Here is a 19,804-nt window from a genome sequence, read left to right as displayed (position 1 = left end):
CACCAAACAACATACGGGCGTTCTCCTTGAAGAACAGCGGGTTTTCCACGCCAGAATAACCGGTAGCCATACCGCGCTTAAGGATCACCACCTGACGAGACTTCCACACTTCCAGCACCGGCATACCGGCAATGGGGCTGCCCGGGTCTTCTGAAGCCGCCGGGTTAACCGTGTCGTTGGCACCGATCACCAGCACCACGTCGGTCTGCGGGAAATCGTCATTGATTTCATCCATTTCCAGCACGATGTCATAGGGCACATGGGCTTCAGCAAGAAGCACGTTCATGTGTCCCGGCAAACGACCCGCCACCGGGTGAATACCAAAGCGCACATTGATGCCCTTGTCGCGCAGGAACTTGGTGATATCTCCCACCGCGTTCTGGGCCTGAGCCACCGCCATGCCATAACCGGGCACGATGATCACAGAATCAGAGGCAAGCAGCTCCTCGGCCAGTTCATCCACAGAGGTTTCCTGGATTGTTTGATCTCCCAAGTCCGCAGAAGAACTGCTGCTGGTCTGGCCAAAGCCACCGAGAATCACGCTGATAAACGAGCGGTTCATGGCACGGCACATGATGTAACTGAGGATAGCACCACTACTACCCACCAGCGCGCCGGTGACAATCAGTAGATCATTGCCAAGCATGAAACCAATGGCTGCCGCGGCCCAACCGGAGTAACTGTTAAGCATCGAGACCACCACTGGCATATCGGCACCACCGATAGCCATGATCAGGTGAACCCCCAGGACCGACGCAATGGCTGTCATCAGGATCAGAGCAAATATCCCCGCCGCCTTGCTCTCAGCACCGACGAACATAATACCCAACACGATCGTCACCAGCAGCGCAGCCAGATTCATATAATGGCGTCCCGGCAGAGTCAGTGCCTTGCTGGGAATTCTGGCGTCGAGCTTACCGCAGGCAATCAGCGATCCAGTAAAGGTGACGGCGCCAATAAAGATACCCAGGTATATCTCGATCAGCTTGATCGTGTGCTCGGCACCGTGGGTAACAATCAACGGTTCGATATAACCTGAAAAACCCACCAGCACGGCGGCCAGACCCACAAAGCTGTGCAGCAGTGCCACCAGCTGGGGCATCTGCGTCATTTCCACTTTGTTGGCGAGCATCAGGCCGATGCCGCTACCAATGAGAATTGCCAAAACAATACTGACAATGCCACTGCCACCAAAGCTGGCAATGGTCACGATGATAGCGATGAAAATACCCGCCACACCGTAGTAGTTACCCTTTCGGGCGGTTTCCTGATGGCTCAGTCCGCCAAGACTGAGAATAAACAAAATGCTGGCCACAACGTAGGCCACACTAACTATTCCATAACTCATGGTGTGACCCCCTTATTTGCGGAACATTTTCAGCATGCGATGGGTGACTCGGAAGCCCCCCGCAATGTTAATAGTGGCGATGAGCACAGCCACAAAGGCCATTATGCCCACTGCAGCTCCTTCAGCCCGAGCCAGGTGCAACAGCGCCCCGATCACGATAATGCCACTGATGGCATTGGTGACACTCATCAGCGGTGTGTGCAGTGAAGCCGTGACGTTCCAGATCACCTGCCAACCGATAAAACAGGCCAGCACAAACACGGTAAAGTGGGTGAGGAAGCTTTCCGGCGCATAAGCACCAACCCCGAGCAGCGCCAACGCCGTGACAGCAAACAGTGCGATCTTGCCACCCCACTTGCGCAGCGGCGAGGGTGCGACGGCAGCCTTACCTGCCGGTGAGGGCTCTTCGGTACTGGGTTTGGGCGCAGCAACCGACACTTCAACCTTGGGTGGTGGCCAGGTAATAGACCCGTCATTCACCACGGTCAATCCGCGGATCACGGTATCTTCCATATCAACCACTGGCTGACCATCTTTCTCGGGTGTCAGGTCAGTCACCAAGTGGACCAGGTTACTGGCATAGAGGTCACTGGACACCTTAGCCATGCGGCTGGGCAGGTCGGTGTAACCGACAATGGAGACATCGTGCTTCACAGCAACCACACCGGGTTCGGTCAGCTCACAGTTGCCACCGCGCTCGGAGGCGAGGTCAACAATCACACTGCCGGGCTTCATGGATTCAACCATTTCCGCAGTAATCAGTTTAGGTGCTGGGCGGCCGGGAATCAGTGCCGTGGTGATGATGATATCCACCTCTTTGGCCTGTTCCGCAAAAAGTGCCATTTCCGCCTGGATGAACTCGTCGCTCATTTGCTTGGCGTAACCGCCACCGCCGCTGCCATCCTCGTCACCAAAATCCAGCTCCAGGAACTCGGCACCCATACTTTCCACCTGTTCTTTAACTTCCAGGCGGGTATCAAAGGCGCGCACAATAGCGCCCATACTGTTGGCGGTACCAATGGCCGCCAGACCGGCGACGCCGGCACCAATAATCATGATCTTGGCTGGGGGCACCTTGCCAGCAGCAGTGACCTGACCGGTAAAGAAACGACCGAAATGATTGGCTGCTTCAATAACTGCCCGATAGCCGGCAATGTTGGCCATAGCGCTCAGGGCATCCATTTTCTGGGCACGACTAATACGGGGCAAACTGTCGATAGCAAATGCCGTCACGCCCTTTTCAGCCAACTTGTCGAGTAATTCAGGGTTCTGGGCGGGCCAGATATAACAGGCCAGAGACGCCCCCTGTTTCATCATGTCGACTTCGTGACGACCTAACTGTGAATTATCCATGGGAGCACGTACTTTCAACACAAAGTCCGCTTGTCCCCAGAGGGAGGGAGCATCCACCGCAATGGCGGCGCCGGCGTTCACATAAGCCTCGTCGTCGTAGTGGGCAGGATCACCAGCCCCCGACTGAATCAATACCTCATAGCCCAGCTTGATGAGCTTTTGTACCGAGGCCGGTGTAGCGGCAACACGCCGCTCGTCCGGAAAAATTTCCTTCGGGATACCTATTGTTATCATCAGCATTCTCTCCAAACCTGATCTCGGGTCAGGTGCATAGTCCATAAATGTAAACACGCAAAGCGGGGTCGCCTAACTTGTGACTATCCAGCCGGAAAAACATGACTGTGCCGTAACTAAAGCACTGAATACTTTAGAAAACCAGCATATTGTCCGTTTTTAAATAGTAAAAGTGTTGCTGCTCCTACAACCGCTTTGAATGTTACGCCATACACAGGCAGCGTAAATCATTCTTTTATAGGATAGTTTTATGAGATATATAAGAAATTATGATGAGTTACGAAATCGCATAAGCCATCTTTTACAAAACATTTACAAAATCGCCCTTAAGCACTGCTTTGACGTTACTGATAAAGAGGTATGACATCCGGGCTCTGTCAAAAGTACCTCACTGAAATCCCCTCAATAACGCCCACTGCGCTAAGGGGCGGCACCTTATCATGCTCACCCACATTTACCACCCGTAGCGAGAAAAAATCAGCGGCTGAAGAGTTTTTTAAGTAGCGCTGTAGTCTGTTTGGCTGGGTCCTGCCGAATGGCCGCCTCTTCCTGAGCCAGATAATAAAAAATACCAGCCATGCCTTTTTCAATGGTGTAATCGGTAAGATCGGTTTTCAGGTCCGGCACAAATGGCAAAGTTTTGTAGTTGCCGGCAATACTGTCATAAACCTGCACGGCACCCACCTGACTGAGACTGTCGGCAATCACCGGACGCATTGCCTCACCCAGAGAACCACTCATTTTGTCACGGAAGTATTGGGTAGCGGCATCTTCCGATCCATTGTAGATATTGCGGGCATCCTCAATCGTCATCTCGCTGATGGCATCCAGAAACAGTGTCTTGGCCTTTGGCGTCGCGGCTTCGGCAGCTCGGTTAAGCCGTGTTTCCAGTTCCACCAGGCTGGCGCCCATACCAACCTTCTCCAGCAAAGCCTTGGCCTGTTGGATTTGCGCAGGCAACGGAATATGAATCTGCTCGTCTGCCAAAAACCCATCGTTGGCCCCGAGCTGTGATACCACTTTGCCGGTGCCCACCTTGAGGGCGTCCTTGAGTCCAGCGGCAATTTCCTCCACCGACAGATTATTCAGAGAGGCGGAAGAAGTCTCTGTAGAAGTGCCCGTGGCACTTTCCAGCAACTGTCGACCGCTTTCCCACCAGCTGGCGGCATTTACGGCCATGGAGAACATCAGCAATGACAGGGTAACGAAATGAATTCCAGACTTCATGGGTAGCACTCTCTGATCCTGAGAAATGAGCGCATAGCGTAGCACGGCTGTTGTATGGGGTTAATGGCAATTCGCCGCTTAAATGAGATGAGTAAACTTGATTGAAAAAAGCAGGCTAAAGATAAAAAACACCTACAATTAACTTTAAATTATAGGGTTAACTATATGTAATTATTTAACTTCTATACCGTACTGAGTTTCAACTTTCATGCGCCACTCTTTTTGATTTTCTTTACCCGCTCGGTATACCCACCCCTGAACCTCAATAAATCGCCCTTGTAGAGATTGGTACCAATTGCGATCAAAGCGATACCAATGCTCAGGATAGGTAATGGCAACCAGGCGATTATCCAGCTCAAGTCGCCAGCTCTTTTTGCCCAGCTTTATTGCGGTCACCTTGCCCTGCACCCGTTGAAATCCGCCAGTGGCAATACCTGAGGCGGACACCGGTGCAATCCTGGCGGCACTCCACAAACCAAGCCCGGCGGAACGTGCTCGCGCTTCGGCACTGGCCAGACATTCCGCCTGGGTCAGATTTGGCGGAACGGCTACATGATAGGCAAGCCCCTGCTCCAGCAACTGTTGCTCAAGACTTTCACCCCGAGTATTAAACACGTGTGCCAGCGTGCGTCCGTATCGATCTTTGGCCTGCTTGTCGACAGATATCATGACCTGTCCTGAATGGCGGACAAACTCCTCAACCAAACGGGTAGCTGCTTTTGCCAGTGGTTGATCCGGCCTGCCATCACGCCCCATTTCGGTGGCGTTGACACCGATCAGTCGCAGCTTGCGACCATCGTCAAGTTTCAGGGTATCGCCGTCGTAGACGTGATAGACGGAAACAGGCTCAAGGGGGCCAACGGGTTCACAGGTTACGCCGGCCCAAGCCGATCCAAAAAATACGAAAGGAAGTAAAGCGAAAAAACGTACAACAAAAAACGCGCTTCGGGCTTTAGCCGGAAGCGCGTTTTGGCCGCCTCGAAAGGCCAGCTGCATAAACTTATTTCTTGGCGGAACGACCAGCGAAACGCTTGTTGAAGCGGTCGATACGGCCACCAGTATCAACAACTTTCTGCTTGCCGGTGTAGAAGGGGTGGCACTGGGAGCAAACATCTACGTGGATGCTGTCACTCAGGGTGGAGCCAACTTCAATAACGTTGCCACAACTGCAAGTTGCAGACAACGTGCCATAATTCGGGTGAATTTCTGCTTTCATTTTCTCTTAGCCTCTGTATCTTGCACACCGCAACCCGATCTCTGTTCAACCCGAATCTCCTGTCTGGGATCAGTATGCACATCTGGTACACTGCAGATCTCGGTCAGGTTTTGGCTGATTGCCAATGCGTTCAGCCATTCGGGATGCCTTTCAATTATGCCGGGCACCGCATGCCGCCTTAACGGAGCGCGAATACTACCAGAAAACAGTCCCCTTTCAAGGTTTTAGCATAAAAACACTGCGATGACAGATCCCGCCATTCTCCGCATTGCCATTCCCTCTCCATTGCGGCGGCTGTTTGATTACCTCTACCCTGCCGAACTTGGCCCATTACCAGAAGCAGGCTGCCGCGTACTGGTCCCTTTTGGACGCCGCCAACTGGTTGGGATTGTCATTGGTCAGGCAAGCAGCAGTGAAGTACCAACAGATAAATTAAAGCCCATAGCGGCGTTGCTGGATTGCGAGCCCCTGCTATCTCAGAATCTTCTGGAGCTGGGATCATGGGCCGCCAGTTACTATCAGCACCCGATCGGCGATGCACTCAGTTCACTGTTACCTGTGCTGCTGCGCCGCGGAGAACCACTGCCTAGCAATGCAGAACCGGCATGGCAACTGACAACTCGCGGCAAAGGACTACCGGAATCAGCCCTGTCCAGAGCACCGCGACAGCAACAGGTGTTACAGCAACTGCAACTTCGCACTGCCAGCCGTAGTCACTTTCAGCAACTGGGCATCAGCAGCACCATATTGCGGCAGCTGGAACAGAAAGGTTTGATTGAGCAGATTGAGTTGGCACCAGAAGCCAGCGTTGATCATTCAAACTTGCTGGCGGAACCTTCCCTGCCCCTTTACCCAGAACAACAACAGGCCCTGGAACAGATTCAACTGTCGGGTTTTCACAGCTACCTGCTGGATGGCACAACCGGAAGCGGCAAAACCGAGGTTTACCTGCAACTGATTGAACAGGTGGTGCGAAAGGGTCGCCAGGCGCTGGTCATGATTCCTGAGATCAGCCTGACACCTCAGACCTTACAGCGCTTTACCTCAAGATTTAATTGTCCTGTCGCCGTAATTCATTCCGGACTCACAGACAGAGAACGGGCATTGGCCTGGGATCAGGCCAGAACCGGACGGGCAGCCATTGTCCTTGGCACCCGCTCCGCCATTTTTACGCCACTGAAAAACCCCGGCCTGTTAATCGTTGACGAGGAACATGACAGTTCTTTCAAGCAACAGGAAGGGTTTCGCTATTCGGCCCGAGATCTGGCAGTGTGGCGCGCCCAGTCAGAACAAATACCCCTCATACTGGGTTCGGCCACGCCATCCCTGGAGTCACTGTACAACTGCCAGCAACAGCGATACACCCGCCTGGTATTGTCATCCCGTGCCGGCGCGTCGCAGCAGCCTGCCTGGCAGACTGTCGATGTTCGTCAGCACCGCCTGTCCTCTGGTTTCTCCCGAGAATTGTTTGATGCCATGCAGACGCAACTGGATGACGGCAACCAGGTACTGGTCTTCCTGAACCGCCGGGGATTTGCCCCCACGCTCAGCTGCCACCAGTGCGGCTGGATTGCCAACTGTCACCGCTGCGAAGCTCGGCTCACCGTACACCGCCAGATTAACCGCCTGATCTGCCACCACTGTGAGTTTCAGCAGACTGTGCCGACGCGATGCTCCCAATGCCATAGCGTGCAGTTACAGTGTGTGGGCCAGGGCACGGAACGAAGCGAGGAAACCCTGGCAGCTCTTTTCCCGGATTTTCCGGTCATTCGGGTTGATCGGGATACTACCCGCCGCAAACAGGCCATGCAGGAAATCGTTGCAAAGATTCACAGCGGCGAGCCCTGTATTTTGGTGGGCACACAAATGCTGGCTAAGGGCCACCATTTCCCCAATGTCACGCTGGTGGCAATACTGGATGCCGACGCCGGACTGTTCAGCGCAGATTTTCGCGCCGCAGAGAAAATGGGCCAGCTAATCACCCAGGTTGCGGGACGGGCTGGGCGAGGAAAAAAGCCCGGCATGGTCATTCTGCAAAGCCAGCACTGTGAACACCCGTTGATTTCCACCTTGATCCACCAATCCTACAGCGAATTTTGCGAGATGCTGCTAACTGAACGGCGACTGGCCCAGCTGCCACCGTTTCGCTATATGGCATTGCTACGAGCCGAGGCCCGCAACATGACTGATGCTGAAAACTTCTTAGCCTATGCCCGCCAATTGGCTGAACAGCAGGTTTCACCCAACCCGGACATCAGCTACCTGGGGCCACTACCCGCACCAATGGAAAAACGCAGCGGTCGTTTTCGACAGCAATTCAGTATCACCTGCCGCGAAAGACCCAGGCTCCAGCAGTTGATGAGCTGGCTTTGCCCACAACTTGAAGCGTCCTCTCTGGGGAAAAAAGTGCGCTGGTCGGTAGATATCGACCCACAGGATATGAGCTGATAACAGCATTTAATTGGAAGCGCTGGCGGCCACTGTGAGTTAATCCTACAATGGCGCCCAGCATAGGAGTAGTGTCACACCCATGACCCGGGATTACGCCAAAAAAGCCTCACAAAAAAATCATAAACGCCCCAACGCAAGAAAAAGTCGCGCCACAAAACAGGGGGCGCCGGGATGGCTCTGGTTGCTGGCCGGCATTCTGCTGGGGGGATTGATAGTGACGCTATATCAACTCGCCAATACCGAAGATGGTGACAAACAGCCTGCACCCCAAAAAACTAAACCCCAACAGCAGGCGCACGAGGAACCGAACGGCAAGCCACGCTTCGATTTCTATACGCTGCTGAGAGAAACCGAGGTCATTGTTCCGGACAACCCCGCCCCTACCAACCGCTCTGAAAGCGAAGCAGTTCCGGAACCTAAAGTCACCGCCAATGAAGTGTTCCTGCTGCAGGTTGGATCATTCAAAAGCAACTCGGATGCGGATAGTCTTAGGGCTCGTTTACTGTTATTGAATCTCAGCACCAGCATTGAAATGGTAAGCCCGAGAAAAGGAGAGACCTGGCATCGGGTACTGGTCGGCCCCTTTACCAACCACTCCGATGTGACAGAAGCCCGCAACCGCCTGGCGAGCAACGGTATTGATTCGCTGTTGTTGAAACGCAAAGAATAATCAGATTCGGCTTTTTCAGATAAGTCTCACCGGAAAAACGATAGTTCTATCCGCGAAACTTTCGCCCCTTGTGGTGTCGCTCAAGGTTTTCGATTCGCTTTTTTTCGCTTTTGCGCAACATCACATAGGTGGCACCCGTGCCGCCATGCTGGGGCTGGGCACTATGGAATGCCAACACCTCTTCGAACTGCCGCAACCACTGATTAGTACAGCTTTTTAACAACGCCGGTTTTTCGCGATTCTCTCCACGACCATGGGTGATCAGGGCACAACGAATTTCATGTTTAACGCAGTCCCGAATGAACTGGTACATCTGCTGCCTCGCCTGCTCAACAGTTAATCGGTGCAGGTCCAGCCTAGAATCAATGGTGTATTTGCCCAGTCGCAGGTTTTTGTAGACACCGTTTTGAACTCCCTCGCGTTTGAATGCCAGCACATCCCTTGGCTTGACCATAGGGATATAGGCTTCCGAAGTCAGGCCATCAGCATCCTGTGTAATTTCCTGTTGCGCAGCCTTGCGCCGCACAACCAGCCCCGGTGATTGCTCCCTGACCTTGCTTAACAACACACGATCCGAGGGCTTTGACAGGGGCATCACATCGTCCATCTCCTGCCGAAATAAATGATTATCGTCGTCGCTCACTGCCAAACACTCTTGAAGTTACTAACGGCTCGGGCAGGCAATTATAGCCCTGGCAGCGCTCAGGCTGCATCTGTATGAGCTTGGGTGCTACCCATGAATCTGGACCTGGCCAGCTCATCGGCCACATCACTGGTCGCAGCTCCGGTGACCTTTGACCGCTGAAAGATTTCAGGCAAGGTTTTAGCTGCCATCTCGTCGATATGGCGTAATACCTCCTGGCGATCAGCACCGAAATACTGATAGTAGACGTCGATTAATCCCCCAGCATTGATGACGTAGTCCGGCACATAAAGGATACCCGCCGCCTGCAAGCGCTGGCCGTCCTCCGCGGTCGATAACTGGTTGTTGGCTGACCCCGCAACCACAGGTGCAGCCAGTTCGCGAAGGCCAGTCTCATTAATCACCGCCCCCATGGCACATGGTGAAAACACTTCCGCCGGCTGACGCAGAATATCTTCCGGCAACACTGGAATCACGCCTAGGTCGGCAACTGCCTTTTTCAGGTTATCTGTGAAGATATCCGCAGCATAGACTCGCGCACCGGCAGCGCTGAGCAGTCGAGCCAGTTCGTAGCCGACTTTCCCCACCCCCTGAATAGCGACACGAATACCAGCCAGCGTATCCCAGCCCAACTGGAAGCGCGCAGCCTGCTCAATACCGCGAAACACACCGTAAGCGGTATAGGGAGAGGGGTCACCACTGACACCGGCAACATGCTCGAAACCGGTGGCATACCGAGTTTCAGTCGACATCATTGCCACGTCCTGCTCACCAATTCCGACATCCTCTGCCGTCACATATTCGCCGTGTAGGCTTTCCACCAGGCGCCCCATCGCTTTTAACCGCTGAGGGGTTTTATCGCGCAGCGGGTCGCCAATAATCACGGCCTTGCCACCGCCCAAGTTCAACCCGGTAATAGCGGCTTTGTAGGTCATTCCCCGGGACAGCCGAAGCACATCCGTAATTGCTTCATCATCGCTGGCATAGGGCCACATTCGGCAACCCCCCAGAGCACAACCCAGGTTGGTATTGTGAATGGCGATAATTGCCTTCAGGCCACTGCTTGCATCGTGGTGAAAAACCAGTTTTTCGTGGCTGTCATAGTCGGGGTGTTGAAACACACTCATGATCATTCTCCTGCTGCCGACCGAGCCCCATCAGTCGTACTGTTTCCCGGATCAATAATACGCACGGGATCACTTCGATACCCCGCAAGCAATGCCCGTTCACGCAGCTTGGTGAGCTCAAGATTCTTCGCTTTCACATGGCCAAAGCCGCGTATGCGTTCCGGCAACGAAGCCAGTTCCACGGCCTGTTGATAGTTATCCCAACAAAGCCCTGTTAATAACTGCTCCACCAGGGACCGATAGTCCGCAATCAATTGTTGCTCCATTTTGCGCTCGGCACTGTATGAGAAAGGATCCAGGGAGCTGCCACGCAGAAAACGCAGCCTAGCCAACAACCTGAATATCGGCATTATCCAGCCCCCAAACTGGCGTTTGAGGGGCTGCCCTGTGCGGGGATCACGTCGTGCAAAAACAGGGGGCGCGAGATGAAATTTCAGGCTGAAATCGCCTTCAAACTCTTCGTGTAGTTGGCGTTCGAATTCTCCACTGGTAAATAACCTGGCCACTTCGTACTCATCTTTGTAGGCCAGCAACTTGAAATAATTGCTGGCTACGGTACGAGTCAACGCCATGTCCTGTTCCTCGCAGCCGGGAAAAGCTGCCCGCTCCGTAGTGCGCACCTGCTCCACTTGCTGGCGATAGTGATCTGCCAGGTTGTGATCCTGATAATCCTTAAGGCGCGAGTATCGGTCGTCAATCAGTTCATCCAGCGTAGCCACCAGCGGCTGCGAGGCAGCGTCCTCAACACCGGCCAACGCCATTACGCGATCCGGATCTACGGCATAGCGACGCCCCCAGAGAAAGGCCTTCAGGTTCATATCCACCGCGACATTGTTGAGGGTAATAGCCTGTTCGATAGCCTCTCGGGGTAACGGCACCAGACCCAGTTGCCAGGCATAACCGAGCAACAACATGTTGGCGCTGATAGCATCACCCATTAATCCGGTACCCAGGGCCGTGGCATCCATCAACCAGGTGCGTTCATCACCGATTTCCTCCTTCAGCACATGGGCCATCTGCCCGTAGGGAAAAGGCGCATCGGGATTGTGGGTAAATTCCGCCGTTGGGGACTCGTGACTGTTAAGCACTGCCGCGGAGAAGGCACTGTTCACTTTTGACAGGGCTTCCCGGGATGAGGAAACCACCAGGTCGGCACCCAGCAACAGGTGGGCATCACCCGCAGGAATACGCACACCATGAATGTCTGACTGCTGATTAGCGATACGCACATGACTGGTGACCGAGCCGAATTTTTGCGCCAGCCCGGTTTGAGTCAGCACCGAGGTACCTTTGTTATCGATATGAGCCGCCATACCCAAAACAGAACCGACCGTCAGCACCCCCGTCCCGCCAATGCCGGCCACGAGGATGTTGTAGGGAATATCTATGGGGACAATTTCCGGTTCCGGCAAATCGGACCAGGCGACATGATGTTCCAATCCTTGGTGCTTGCGAACACGGCCACCATGAACGGTAACAAAGCTCGGGCAGAAGCCTTTCAGGCAGGAATAGTCCTTGTTACAGGCGGACTGATCGATCATGCGTTTGCGACCCAACGGCGTATCCTTGGGAATAATCGACAAACAGTTGGATTTCTCACCGCAATCACCGCAGCCTTCGCAAACCCGCTCATTAATGAACACACGTTTCGGCGGATCATCCATAATCCCTTTTTTGCGGCGACGACGCTTCTCCGCAGCACAGGTCTGCACGTAGATCAGGACACTGGTTCCTTCAACCTCACGCAGTTCTCTCTGGACCCGATCCAACTGATCACGATGATCAAAACTGAGACCCTCAAAGCGCGGGAAATCACCACCAAACTGCTTAATATCATCCGAAACAACCGCAATGCGCTGCACGCCCTCGCCCCGCAGCTGCTGCACGATGCGGTCAACAGAGAGAATGCCGTCCACCGGTTGACCGCCGGTCATGGCCACCGCGTCGTTATAGAGAATTTTGTAAGTAATGTTGACCCCCGAAGCGACTGCTGCCCGAATGGCCAGCAGGCCGGAGTGGAAATAGGTACCGTCCCCGAGGTTCTGAAACACATGGGGGGTCTCGGTAAAAGGTGCCTGACCCAGCCAAGTTGCCCCCTCGCCGCCCATCTGCGTGAAGGTAAACGTTTCCCTATCCATCCACTGCACCATGTAGTGACAACCGATCCCGGCCATAGCCATACTGCCTTCGGGCACAACCGTGGAAGTATTGTGGGGGCAGCCGGAGCAATACCAGGGTTTGCGCTCCAGCATGGCCGGTTTGCTGTTCAGCGAACGCTCCTTGGCCTGCAGAAAGGCCAGCCGTTTTTCCACCGTGTCACTGGTGTAGAAACGACGAATACGGGACGCAATTACCTGTGCGATTAACGCGGGGGTCAATTCACCGAGATTTGTCACCAGCAGTTCTCGATACTCATCGTACTCACCCACCACCCGAGGCCGTTTTTCCACCGGCCAGTTGTAGAGCTGCCCGGTGAGCTGGTCCTCAATCACACTGCGCTTCTCTTCGATCACCAGAATTTCTTCGAGTCCATCGGCGAAGGTATGCGTCATGGACGGTTCCAGAGGCCAGCTCATACCGACCTTATAGAGACGCAAACCAATTGCCGCGGCAAGCTGTTCGTCAATACCCAGATCATCCAGTGCCTGAAGGGTATCCAGGTAGGATTTTCCGGTGGTAACGATACCCAATCTTGCATTGGGGCTATCCAGCGTGATGCGATTGAGGTTATTGGCACGAGCGAAAGCCAGTGCGGCGTAAATTTTGTAACGTTGCAACCGCTTTTCCTGATCAAGCGGGGTATCCGGCCAGCGACCGTGGACACCATCCGGCGGCAATTCAAAATCCTCGGGTAATACAATGTGTATACGACCCGGATCAATTTCCGCCGAGATAGCTGCATCACAGTTTTCCGTAATGACCTTCATGCCCACCCAGCAGCCGCTGTAACGGGACAGCTCCCAGCCATAAATACCCAGATCCAGCACTTCCTGAACCCCTGCCGGGTTCAGCACCGGACAGGTAGCGCCGATGAACATATGGTCACTCTGGTGCGGCAGGGTTGACGACTTGCAGGCGTGATCATCTCCTACAATCGCCAGAACACCACCATATTTGGAGGTGCCGAAGGCGTTTGCATGCTTGAGTACATCCATGCTGCGGTCTAACCCCGGCCCTTTGCCGTACCACATGCCGTAGACCCCGTCATAGCGAGCGCCGGGAAACAGGTTGACCTGCTGACTGCCCCACACCGCTGTCATACCGAGGTCTTCATTGACCCCAGGTTGAAAATGCACATGGTGTTTATCGAGAAAAGGCCGGGCTTTCCAAAGCGCCTGATCCAGGCCGCCAAGTGGCGAACCACGGTAACCGGATATATAGCAGGCGGTATTCAGGCCACGCTGCTGATCGCGCTGATGTTGCAAGATGGGTAAACGAACCAGCGCTTCAATGCCTGACATGTAAGCCCGGCCCTTGTCGAGCAGATATTTGTCGTTCAGTGAAACATTCACAGACACCTCCTATGCAAGGTCACTGTGCCGAACCAGGGTTTTATTATCTGTTGCGCCAGGGTCTATACCCGACAACGACACTTTTTCCTGATTCTTCGACAAAAAGAATAGGGCATATTTCCGGCAATAGAGTTGCTTTTTTTGCTTGAAAAACCTATTTTTATGGAATATTTTTCTATTTTATATTTATGAAACAGGATTTTATGTCGAAACTTGACCAGACTGATATCAACATACTGAAAATACTGCAGACTGACGCCTCACTCAGCGCTCAGGATGTGGCGTCGCAGGTAAACCTCTCGACCACCCCCTGCTGGAGACGCATGAGTAAGCTGGAGGAATCGGGCATCGTGCGTAAAAAAGTCGCACTGCTTGATGCTGACCTTTTGGGGATGCAGATGGTCACGTTTGTCAGCATTTCACTGACGCGCAATGATGAAGATTCACTGGAAGCTTTTGAAGCGCAAGTGCAGCAGTTTCCGGAAATCGTCGAGTGCTATACCGTCACCGGAACCATGGATTATTTTCTGAAAATCATCACCCGCGACATCCAGCATTTTGAGACATTTCTAAGGCAACACCTTGCGCGACTGCCCTTAATACGCGATCTGCATTCCAATGTTGCCGTCACGCAGATCAAATACACCACTGAATTGCCCTTGGACACCCAGTTGTAAGCGGACCGGGGAACCAGACCTGGGTGATGGACTACTGAGAATCATCCAGAGAAAGGTGTGAGGTATCCACATCGCGGTCGGGCACGATGTTTCGCTCTTCTTCCTTCAGCACTTCGCTTCCCGCCTCGGCTATTGTCATGTAAGACGTGTCGATATTGGCCTGGGTAAAGTCCCGGCGCTGTTCCGGGGTCAGTACATCGGCACCCACCGGTGCCAGATCCATATCACCCGCTGGTAGTGAAGAAGCACCGGCTGGTGGTTCTGGGTTGGCAGTCAGATCTGAGCTGGCAACCGGCATTGTATCCACTGGCTCCGGTGAAGCGTCTTCGCTACTGGTGGCAACAGGACGGATACTCACCACGGCTCCGGCCCTTTGCATACCGGCCTGATAGCGTTCAGCCGTCGATTGATCAAGCCCTCGCTTAATAACCACCGGCCTGCCTGAAAACATGCCGTCAATCCGCGCGGGATCGGCAGAAAACAATTCGCCAAGCCGCTGTTTGACATCGACGATGGATTGGCCAGGCACCACATCACCCCGGAACACCACCTCGTAACTCATTTCACTCATTGTCGGATGCTTCCCTGTTTAGCCATGGTTATTGCTCATCCAGCGCCGGGGGTAGAAGCCGGTATAGGAAAAGTCTAGCAATTAAACAGCAATGTTACCCCATCAATCCCCACGATCGTGGCCCACCTCTCAAACTGCATCACATCAGCAGAATGGCCAGCCAGGTCAGCAGCACAAACAGCATAGCCACCAAAACAGCAGCAGACCCCAGATCTTTGGCCCTGCCAGACAAAGCATGGTGCTCCAGGCTGATGCGGTCGATGGCCGCCTCCACCGCAGAATTTAGCAGCTCGACAATCAACACCAGCAATACCGAGCCGCAGAGCAACACCAGCTCTATGCCGTTGTCCGCCACCACAAACGCCAGTGGCAGCAGAATAACCGAAAGCCATACCTCCACCCGGAAGGCCTCTTCATGCTCAAAGCAGGCTTTCAATCCCCGCCAGGAATGCAGGGCTGCCATGAAAGCCCGACGCTTGATCAGTCCGCGCAGTGCCATGTTCAGCCCTCGCCTCCATTAATACGTTGATCCATTTCCCTTGAGGGCTCCGCTTCCCGGGGATGGCCAACCACTTTGGCAGGAACACCAACCACGGTGGTATGAGCGGGTACGGATTCTAGCACCAGGCTCCCCGCCCCCACTTTGGCACCCTGCCCGACTTCAATATTGCCGAGAATTTTTGCACCGGCGGCGATCAATACACCGCAACGAATTTTCGGGTGGCGATCTCCGGCGAGAGCACCAGTCCCACCCAGGGTTACCGAATGCAGCATGGAAACGTTGTCTTCAACGACGGATGTTTCGCCAATCACCAGTCCGGTGGCGTGATCAATCATGATGCCACCGCCAATTTCTGCCGCCGGATGAATATCCACCCCAAACACTTCGGAAGCGCGATTCTGGAGAAACAGAGCCAGTGAACGGCGTTGTCGCCGCCACAACCAATTGGCCACCCGGTGTACCTGCAGGGCATGGAAGCCCTTGAAATAAAGCAGCGGCATGCAGTAATGGTTACAGGCTGGGTCCCGCTCCACGTAGGCACTGAGATCCCGCCGCATCCGATCGCGGGTCTCTGTATCTTCCGTCATGGCTTCAAGCAACACCTGATGAATGCTCAGGTCGGAAAGCACACCATTGCCTAGCTGTTGTGCCAGGGTGTAGGCCAGCGCCTCCTCCAGAGAATGGTGGCTCAGTATCGACGCATAGAAAAAGCTGGCCAGCACCGGTTCCCGGGCTGCCATGTCAGTAACTTCCTGCCGAATGCTTTCCCACAACACATCTGGTGTGCCCTGCTCTGCTGTCAAACTAGCCATGTTTCTCCCGTGGCTGGGGCAAAATAAACCTGTCGAGGATTTCATCAAGATGGGCCAGAACCGTGTCCCTCAACGCCAGCTGGCTATTATCCGAAACTTTGCAGACAAATGCCCGATCCAATTTTGCTTCGAACTGCTCTGCGGTCGGCTGATAGCTTAAATGCCAGGGCTCCGGCGCTACGCCACCCCTATCCACAGCGTAGGGGCGGCCAAAGCCATATGAGGCAGCATGCTGTTGTAACCATTCTGACAGCGGGGCAAATGGTCCACCCGGGGCGTATTCATCAGGCGTTAACTGCAACGGGTAATTCACTGGCACTGCTGCTTGATCCCAGATATCCATGTCCGTACCCCAGTGATGCCTGGAGCATCCAGGTAATGCAGACCAGCGAAGAATCGCCCAGAGGATCTCTGTCTCGGTCATCTCAGCCGGGTTCAGTGCGTTGCTGTGACGATCCAGTAGCGGACGTTGTCCTGTTGCCTTGGCGTTCCAGATGGCCAGTTGCCGTGGGTAATCCCGGTAGCCACTAGCAATTTGAATATTCAATCCTGCTTTCGCAGCAGCAGCTTGTAACGCACGGAATGGCGTCACCACTGCCGCGTGCAACCTGATGTCGCCATCAACATTGCAGAGATGATCACCGTTCTGGCCGCTCATCATGTCAAAGGAAATCGCAGTGGAATTCACGCAGTGCCAACCCTGTGGGTAATGGAGGAAAATAACACCTTAATATGACGAAACGTATTTTGCTATGCTCTAGCCACAACCCAGAAGGAGCGGCTTGTCATGCAACAAGAAATCGAACAAATCCAGGCCATATACAACACCATCGTTGAATTTTTCGTCACCTACAGCTTCCAGTTAGTGGGCGCACTGATCATTTTCCTGATTGGCTCAATTGTCGCCAACAAAGTATCCCGCATGGTACTCGCCCTATGCGAGAAAAAAGAGCTGGATATCACGCTCAGTCGTTTTATTTCCAGCTTTGTGAAAATCATTATTCTCGTGGGTGTCGCCATCATCGCCCTTGGCAAAATAGGCATCAGCGTCACGCCCTTTGTCGCAGCCATCGGTGCTCTATCTCTGGGTGCTGGCTTGGCAGTTCAGGGGCTTCTGTCCAACTACGGTGCCGGTCTCAATATTATTATCACCCGACCTTTTGTGGTGGGAGACACCATCAAGGTGCAGGGGGAGACAGGATTGGTAGATGAGGTACACCTGGCCTACACCGTACTCAGGGACGAAGATGATGTCAGGATCACCATTCCCAACCGACATATTGTGGGTGAAATTATCCATAACTCTGCTGAAAACATGCTGGCCGAAACCACGGTAGGTGTCAGCTACGATTCTGACCCCCAGCAGGTCATCGGGATATTAAAAAAAGTGCTAGAGCAGCAGGGTGTCAGTTCAAACCGCGAACCACTAATTGGCATCGACAATTTTGGCGACAGCAGCATCAATTTCGGAGTGCGCTTCTGGGTGCCGACTCAGAGCTTCCACGAAACCCGATTTAAAGTGAACAACGCCATCTTTGAAGCACTGAGGCAGGCCGGCATCACTATCCCCTTCCCGCAACGGGAAGTGCGCATGCTGGGGGAAAAACACTAGTCTGGCAGATCCTGTTTACGATGGAGTGGCATCACCATCTTGCAGGCTTTCGGGTTCTCGCCAGGTAACCTGGTGAGGATCGAAGCCTGATGCCAGTGTCGGTTTAACAATCATGAAATAGGGTGACAGGTCAAAGTCGCGGGGTGCATAGAGACTGTGATGGCGGATATGCAAAAATTCCTGGTGGATTTCTTCCATATCCGTATCAAAGCGCCTCTCTACAGTGACCTCCGGCAAAATCGGGTACCGAATTGACTGAAAAGCCTGAGCTATCAAAGATGAACAGATGGCCCTGGTAGGATCACCACTGCCCAGCGCTAACATCCGCCGTCGCCATCGATTGGGTATAGGCGGTGTCTGAATCAGGTAGCGCATCAGATCGATAATGTTTTTCAGATCGTACTGGTGCCCCAGGCGCTCCAGAGCATACCCCAACAATCGTTGAATTTCGTCGGCATCCAGTTTGACCGGACGGCAGATTCGGGTCTGAAGATGCTGAAAGTGACTCAGGTGAACCAGCCTTACCCCCTCCTGGACATCTGCTTCGACCAGCATGCCCTCCTGTCCTTGGTAATCACCAACGTACAGTGCCGCATGGGACCAGGTCGATTGGGTGAGATATTTGATAGCCAGGCTGAAACGACTGACGCCTTCCACCAGTAAAACGTCACCCGGCTGAATGGTACTAGCAAGAAGGTGCGGACGGCTGGGTACTGTACTTAGATATCGCGGCTCGGACAGCTTGCGCGCCAGCCAGCGACCAATGCGCTCCAATACCACGTCGGGCCTCTCCCGCTATTTAACGCCGTATTTGCCCAGGTCAATGGAGCCGGACTCGACTACGGTGACGGGGAATCGCCACCATCCCAAGTTAATACGCGCCTCCAATTCAAATTCCACAGCTTGAGTGGAGTCTTCCATGAAGGCACCGATAATTTTCAGGCCACTAATGAGGTTTGCTGACGCTGGCACTTTGACCATTGACTGACCGTAAGCGGGCAACGGACGCAGGCCGCCGGAAACGCCACTAATCAGCTTCTGTCCCTGAAGCTTGAGGTTGTATGAAATACCGGAAATGTTCAGCTCGTGAGCCGTGGGGTTGGTCACCTGCAAGGTAATCAGGAAATTCTGTTGAAGTCCCTCATGGGAGCCGGGTTGCACGTTCACTAGATTTACTTCCGGCTTCTGGGACGTGGATAACAGGGCGCAACCAGAGAGCATGCATAGCATCACAAGCCATCCGACCAGTCTGAGTTGGCGCATTCAAACCCCCTGTTTAATCCGCTTTGCTGTTCAGGCCGATTGGCCAGATTAATAGCCGACATGATTAATGACAACGTTAGTCCACGGATGTTGCCGTAAAAAAACAAGTCTCGCCACTTAATTTATACCGCTGTTTCTGTCGCCAAGCCCTAAACCCGAGATCAACGACTGTCCTGACACCTCTGTGGACAACAGTGCGCGTACCAACCTCGCGGTTTTGCTAGAATCTGCCCGCTTGAAAGTGCAATCCAAAATAAAAGTCACCGCGAGCCATTGAATTTTTTGCGGGAGATCGCATCTTATAAGGTGCCAATTGTCGACACCACAACGAGGAGAGTTAGCGTGTTACGAATCGGTTTATTCATAGGCACCAACATTGCCATACTCCTGCTGTTCAGCATCGTGTTCAAGATGCTGGGGCTGGAGCACTACCTGGCATCCCAGGGTATCTATACCAATCTCGGTGGGTTGCTCGTCATGTGCGGCCTGTTCGGCTTTGGCGGTTCCTTTGTCTCCCTGCTGATATCCAAGTGGATGGCAAAGATGAGTACCGGCACTAAACTCATCGAGCAACCCCGGACACCGG

The 19,804-nt window shown here is 53.6% G+C and carries 18 protein-coding genes and 1 pseudogene; 5 read left to right on the top strand and 14 right to left on the bottom strand.

Annotated elements, in window-relative coordinates; all coding sequences use genetic code 11:
* From pntB to rpmE, 5 genes are all read right to left on the bottom strand, one after another.
* Positions 1–1,348 (bottom strand): Re/Si-specific NAD(P)(+) transhydrogenase subunit beta (gene pntB, locus ACYZYZ_RS08565; protein ID WP_461483954.1); only part of this gene is annotated, 1,348 nt, incomplete at its 3' end.
* 12 nt (positions 1,349–1,360) lie between these two features.
* Complete coding sequence (locus ACYZYZ_RS08560) at positions 1,361–2,941, bottom strand: Re/Si-specific NAD(P)(+) transhydrogenase subunit alpha (RefSeq protein ID WP_439651635.1); 1,581 nt, start codon at positions 2,939–2,941, stop codon at positions 1,361–1,363.
* Positions 2,942–3,412: 471 nt separating this feature from the next.
* Positions 3,413–4,162: a DUF4197 domain-containing protein gene (locus tag ACYZYZ_RS08555; RefSeq protein ID WP_305169120.1), complete on the bottom strand. Its 750-nt coding sequence runs from the start codon at positions 4,160–4,162 to the stop codon at positions 3,413–3,415.
* A 171-nt stretch (positions 4,163–4,333) separates the two neighbouring features.
* Positions 4,334–5,158: a thermonuclease family protein gene (locus tag ACYZYZ_RS08550; protein WP_461483953.1), complete on the bottom strand. Its 825-nt coding sequence runs from the start codon at positions 5,156–5,158 to the stop codon at positions 4,334–4,336.
* A 4-nt stretch (positions 5,159–5,162) separates the two neighbouring features.
* A complete protein-coding gene (rpmE, locus tag ACYZYZ_RS08545; protein WP_305169122.1) occupies positions 5,163–5,378 on the bottom strand; it encodes a 50S ribosomal protein L31 in 216 nt (71 codons plus the stop codon).
* A gap of 243 nt (positions 5,379–5,621) precedes the next feature.
* On the opposite strand from rpmE, the gene ACYZYZ_RS08540 reads away from it, so the two are divergent.
* Together ACYZYZ_RS08540 and ACYZYZ_RS08535 are read left to right on the top strand one after the other, a co-directional pair.
* Positions 5,622–7,826, top strand: a complete 2,205-nt coding sequence (locus ACYZYZ_RS08540; protein WP_305169123.1) for a primosomal protein N' — start codon at positions 5,622–5,624, stop codon at positions 7,824–7,826.
* A gap of 82 nt (positions 7,827–7,908) precedes the next feature.
* Entirely contained in the window at positions 7,909–8,499 is a 591-nt protein-coding gene (locus ACYZYZ_RS08535; RefSeq protein ID WP_305169124.1) for an SPOR domain-containing protein, read from the top strand.
* Between the two features lie 46 nt (positions 8,500–8,545).
* Here the strand turns inward: ACYZYZ_RS08535 and smrA are convergent, their stop codons facing one another.
* The 3 genes from smrA to ACYZYZ_RS08520 are packed head-to-tail and all read right to left on the bottom strand — an operon-like array spanning position 8,546 to position 13,781.
* Positions 8,546–9,142 carry a DNA endonuclease SmrA gene (gene smrA, locus ACYZYZ_RS08530; RefSeq protein WP_305169125.1) on the bottom strand — a complete coding sequence of 199 codons (597 nt, stop codon included), beginning with the start codon at positions 9,140–9,142 and terminating at the stop codon, positions 8,546–8,548.
* A gap of 59 nt (positions 9,143–9,201) precedes the next feature.
* Positions 9,202–10,269, bottom strand: a complete 1,068-nt coding sequence (locus ACYZYZ_RS08525) for a Glu/Leu/Phe/Val dehydrogenase dimerization domain-containing protein (protein WP_305169126.1) — start codon at positions 10,267–10,269, stop codon at positions 9,202–9,204.
* A gap of 2 nt (positions 10,270–10,271) precedes the next feature.
* Complete coding sequence (locus ACYZYZ_RS08520) at positions 10,272–13,781, bottom strand: indolepyruvate ferredoxin oxidoreductase family protein (protein ID WP_461483952.1); 3,510 nt, start codon at positions 13,779–13,781, stop codon at positions 10,272–10,274.
* Positions 13,782–13,984: 203 nt separating this feature from the next.
* Between ACYZYZ_RS08520 and ACYZYZ_RS08515 the strand changes: the two genes are divergently transcribed.
* Positions 13,985–14,458, top strand: coding sequence for an Lrp/AsnC family transcriptional regulator (locus tag ACYZYZ_RS08515; RefSeq protein ID WP_305169128.1), 474 nt, complete (start codon positions 13,985–13,987; stop codon positions 14,456–14,458).
* 31 nt (positions 14,459–14,489) lie between these two features.
* Here ACYZYZ_RS08515 and ACYZYZ_RS08510 read toward each other — a convergent pair whose 3' ends face one another.
* From ACYZYZ_RS08510 to ACYZYZ_RS08495, 4 genes are all read right to left on the bottom strand, one after another.
* Entirely contained in the window at positions 14,490–15,029 is a 540-nt protein-coding gene (locus ACYZYZ_RS08510) for a hypothetical protein (RefSeq protein ID WP_305169129.1), read from the bottom strand.
* A 139-nt stretch (positions 15,030–15,168) separates the two neighbouring features.
* Positions 15,169–15,528 carry a diacylglycerol kinase gene (locus ACYZYZ_RS08505; RefSeq protein ID WP_305169130.1) on the bottom strand — a complete coding sequence of 120 codons (360 nt, stop codon included), beginning with the start codon at positions 15,526–15,528 and terminating at the stop codon, positions 15,169–15,171.
* Positions 15,529–15,530: 2 nt separating this feature from the next.
* Positions 15,531–16,343: a serine O-acetyltransferase gene (gene cysE, locus ACYZYZ_RS08500; protein WP_305169131.1), complete on the bottom strand. Its 813-nt coding sequence runs from the start codon at positions 16,341–16,343 to the stop codon at positions 15,531–15,533.
* On the bottom strand, positions 16,336–17,031 hold the full coding sequence (locus tag ACYZYZ_RS08495; RefSeq protein WP_461483951.1) for a M15 family metallopeptidase: 696 nt from the start codon (positions 17,029–17,031) through the stop codon (positions 16,336–16,338). The genes cysE and ACYZYZ_RS08495 overlap by 8 nt, the downstream gene beginning before the upstream one ends.
* Before the next feature lie 99 nt (positions 17,032–17,130).
* On the opposite strand from ACYZYZ_RS08495, the gene ACYZYZ_RS08490 reads away from it, so the two are divergent.
* A complete protein-coding gene (locus tag ACYZYZ_RS08490) occupies positions 17,131–17,955 on the top strand; it encodes a mechanosensitive ion channel family protein (protein ID WP_461483950.1) in 825 nt (274 codons plus the stop codon).
* A 15-nt stretch (positions 17,956–17,970) separates the two neighbouring features.
* On the opposite strand, the gene ACYZYZ_RS08485 is transcribed toward ACYZYZ_RS08490, so the two are convergent.
* Positions 17,971–18,735 carry a YiiX/YebB-like N1pC/P60 family cysteine hydrolase gene (locus ACYZYZ_RS08485; RefSeq protein WP_305169134.1) on the bottom strand — a complete coding sequence of 255 codons (765 nt, stop codon included), beginning with the start codon at positions 18,733–18,735 and terminating at the stop codon, positions 17,971–17,973.
* Between the two features lie 15 nt (positions 18,736–18,750).
* Positions 18,751–19,218, bottom strand: coding sequence for an LEA/WHy family protein (locus ACYZYZ_RS08480; protein ID WP_461483949.1), 468 nt, complete (start codon positions 19,216–19,218; stop codon positions 18,751–18,753).
* Between the two features lie 342 nt (positions 19,219–19,560).
* Here ACYZYZ_RS08480 and ACYZYZ_RS08475 point away from each other — a divergent pair.
* Positions 19,561–19,804, top strand: a pseudogene (locus ACYZYZ_RS08475) (protease HtpX); the annotation flags it as partial.

The sequence above is a fragment of the Porticoccus sp. genome, from assembly GCA_023261185.1.
In the GTDB taxonomy this organism is placed as follows: domain Bacteria; phylum Pseudomonadota; class Gammaproteobacteria; order Pseudomonadales; family Porticoccaceae; genus Porticoccus; species Porticoccus litoralis.
This window is presented reverse-complemented; position numbering and strand designations above follow the sequence as displayed.

Coding starts and splice junctions, on each gene's coding strand:
- ACYZYZ_RS08535 (WP_305169124.1), top strand. CDS start 7,909: ATGACCCGGGATTACGCCAAAAAAGCCTCACAAAAAAATCATAAACGC.
- cysE (WP_305169131.1), bottom strand. CDS start 16,343: ATGGCTAGTTTGACAGCAGAGCAGGGCACACCAGATGTGTTGTGGGAA.
- ACYZYZ_RS08515 (WP_305169128.1), top strand. CDS start 13,985: ATGTCGAAACTTGACCAGACTGATATCAACATACTGAAAATACTGCAG.
- ACYZYZ_RS08555 (WP_305169120.1), bottom strand. CDS start 4,162: ATGAAGTCTGGAATTCATTTCGTTACCCTGTCATTGCTGATGTTCTCC.
- ACYZYZ_RS08560 (WP_439651635.1), bottom strand. CDS start 2,941: ATGCTGATGATAACAATAGGTATCCCGAAGGAAATTTTTCCGGACGAG.
- rpmE (WP_305169122.1), bottom strand. CDS start 5,378: ATGAAAGCAGAAATTCACCCGAATTATGGCACGTTGTCTGCAACTTGC.
- ACYZYZ_RS08510 (WP_305169129.1), bottom strand. CDS start 15,029: ATGAGTGAAATGAGTTACGAGGTGGTGTTCCGGGGTGATGTGGTGCCT.
- ACYZYZ_RS08540 (WP_305169123.1), top strand. CDS start 5,622: ATGACAGATCCCGCCATTCTCCGCATTGCCATTCCCTCTCCATTGCGG.
- ACYZYZ_RS08480 (WP_461483949.1), bottom strand. CDS start 19,218: ATGCGCCAACTCAGACTGGTCGGATGGCTTGTGATGCTATGCATGCTC.
- ACYZYZ_RS08490 (WP_461483950.1), top strand. CDS start 17,131: ATGCAACAAGAAATCGAACAAATCCAGGCCATATACAACACCATCGTT.
- ACYZYZ_RS08505 (WP_305169130.1), bottom strand. CDS start 15,528: ATGGCACTGCGCGGACTGATCAAGCGTCGGGCTTTCATGGCAGCCCTG.
- ACYZYZ_RS08550 (WP_461483953.1), bottom strand. CDS start 5,158: ATGCAGCTGGCCTTTCGAGGCGGCCAAAACGCGCTTCCGGCTAAAGCC.
- ACYZYZ_RS08525 (WP_305169126.1), bottom strand. CDS start 10,269: ATGAGTGTGTTTCAACACCCCGACTATGACAGCCACGAAAAACTGGTT.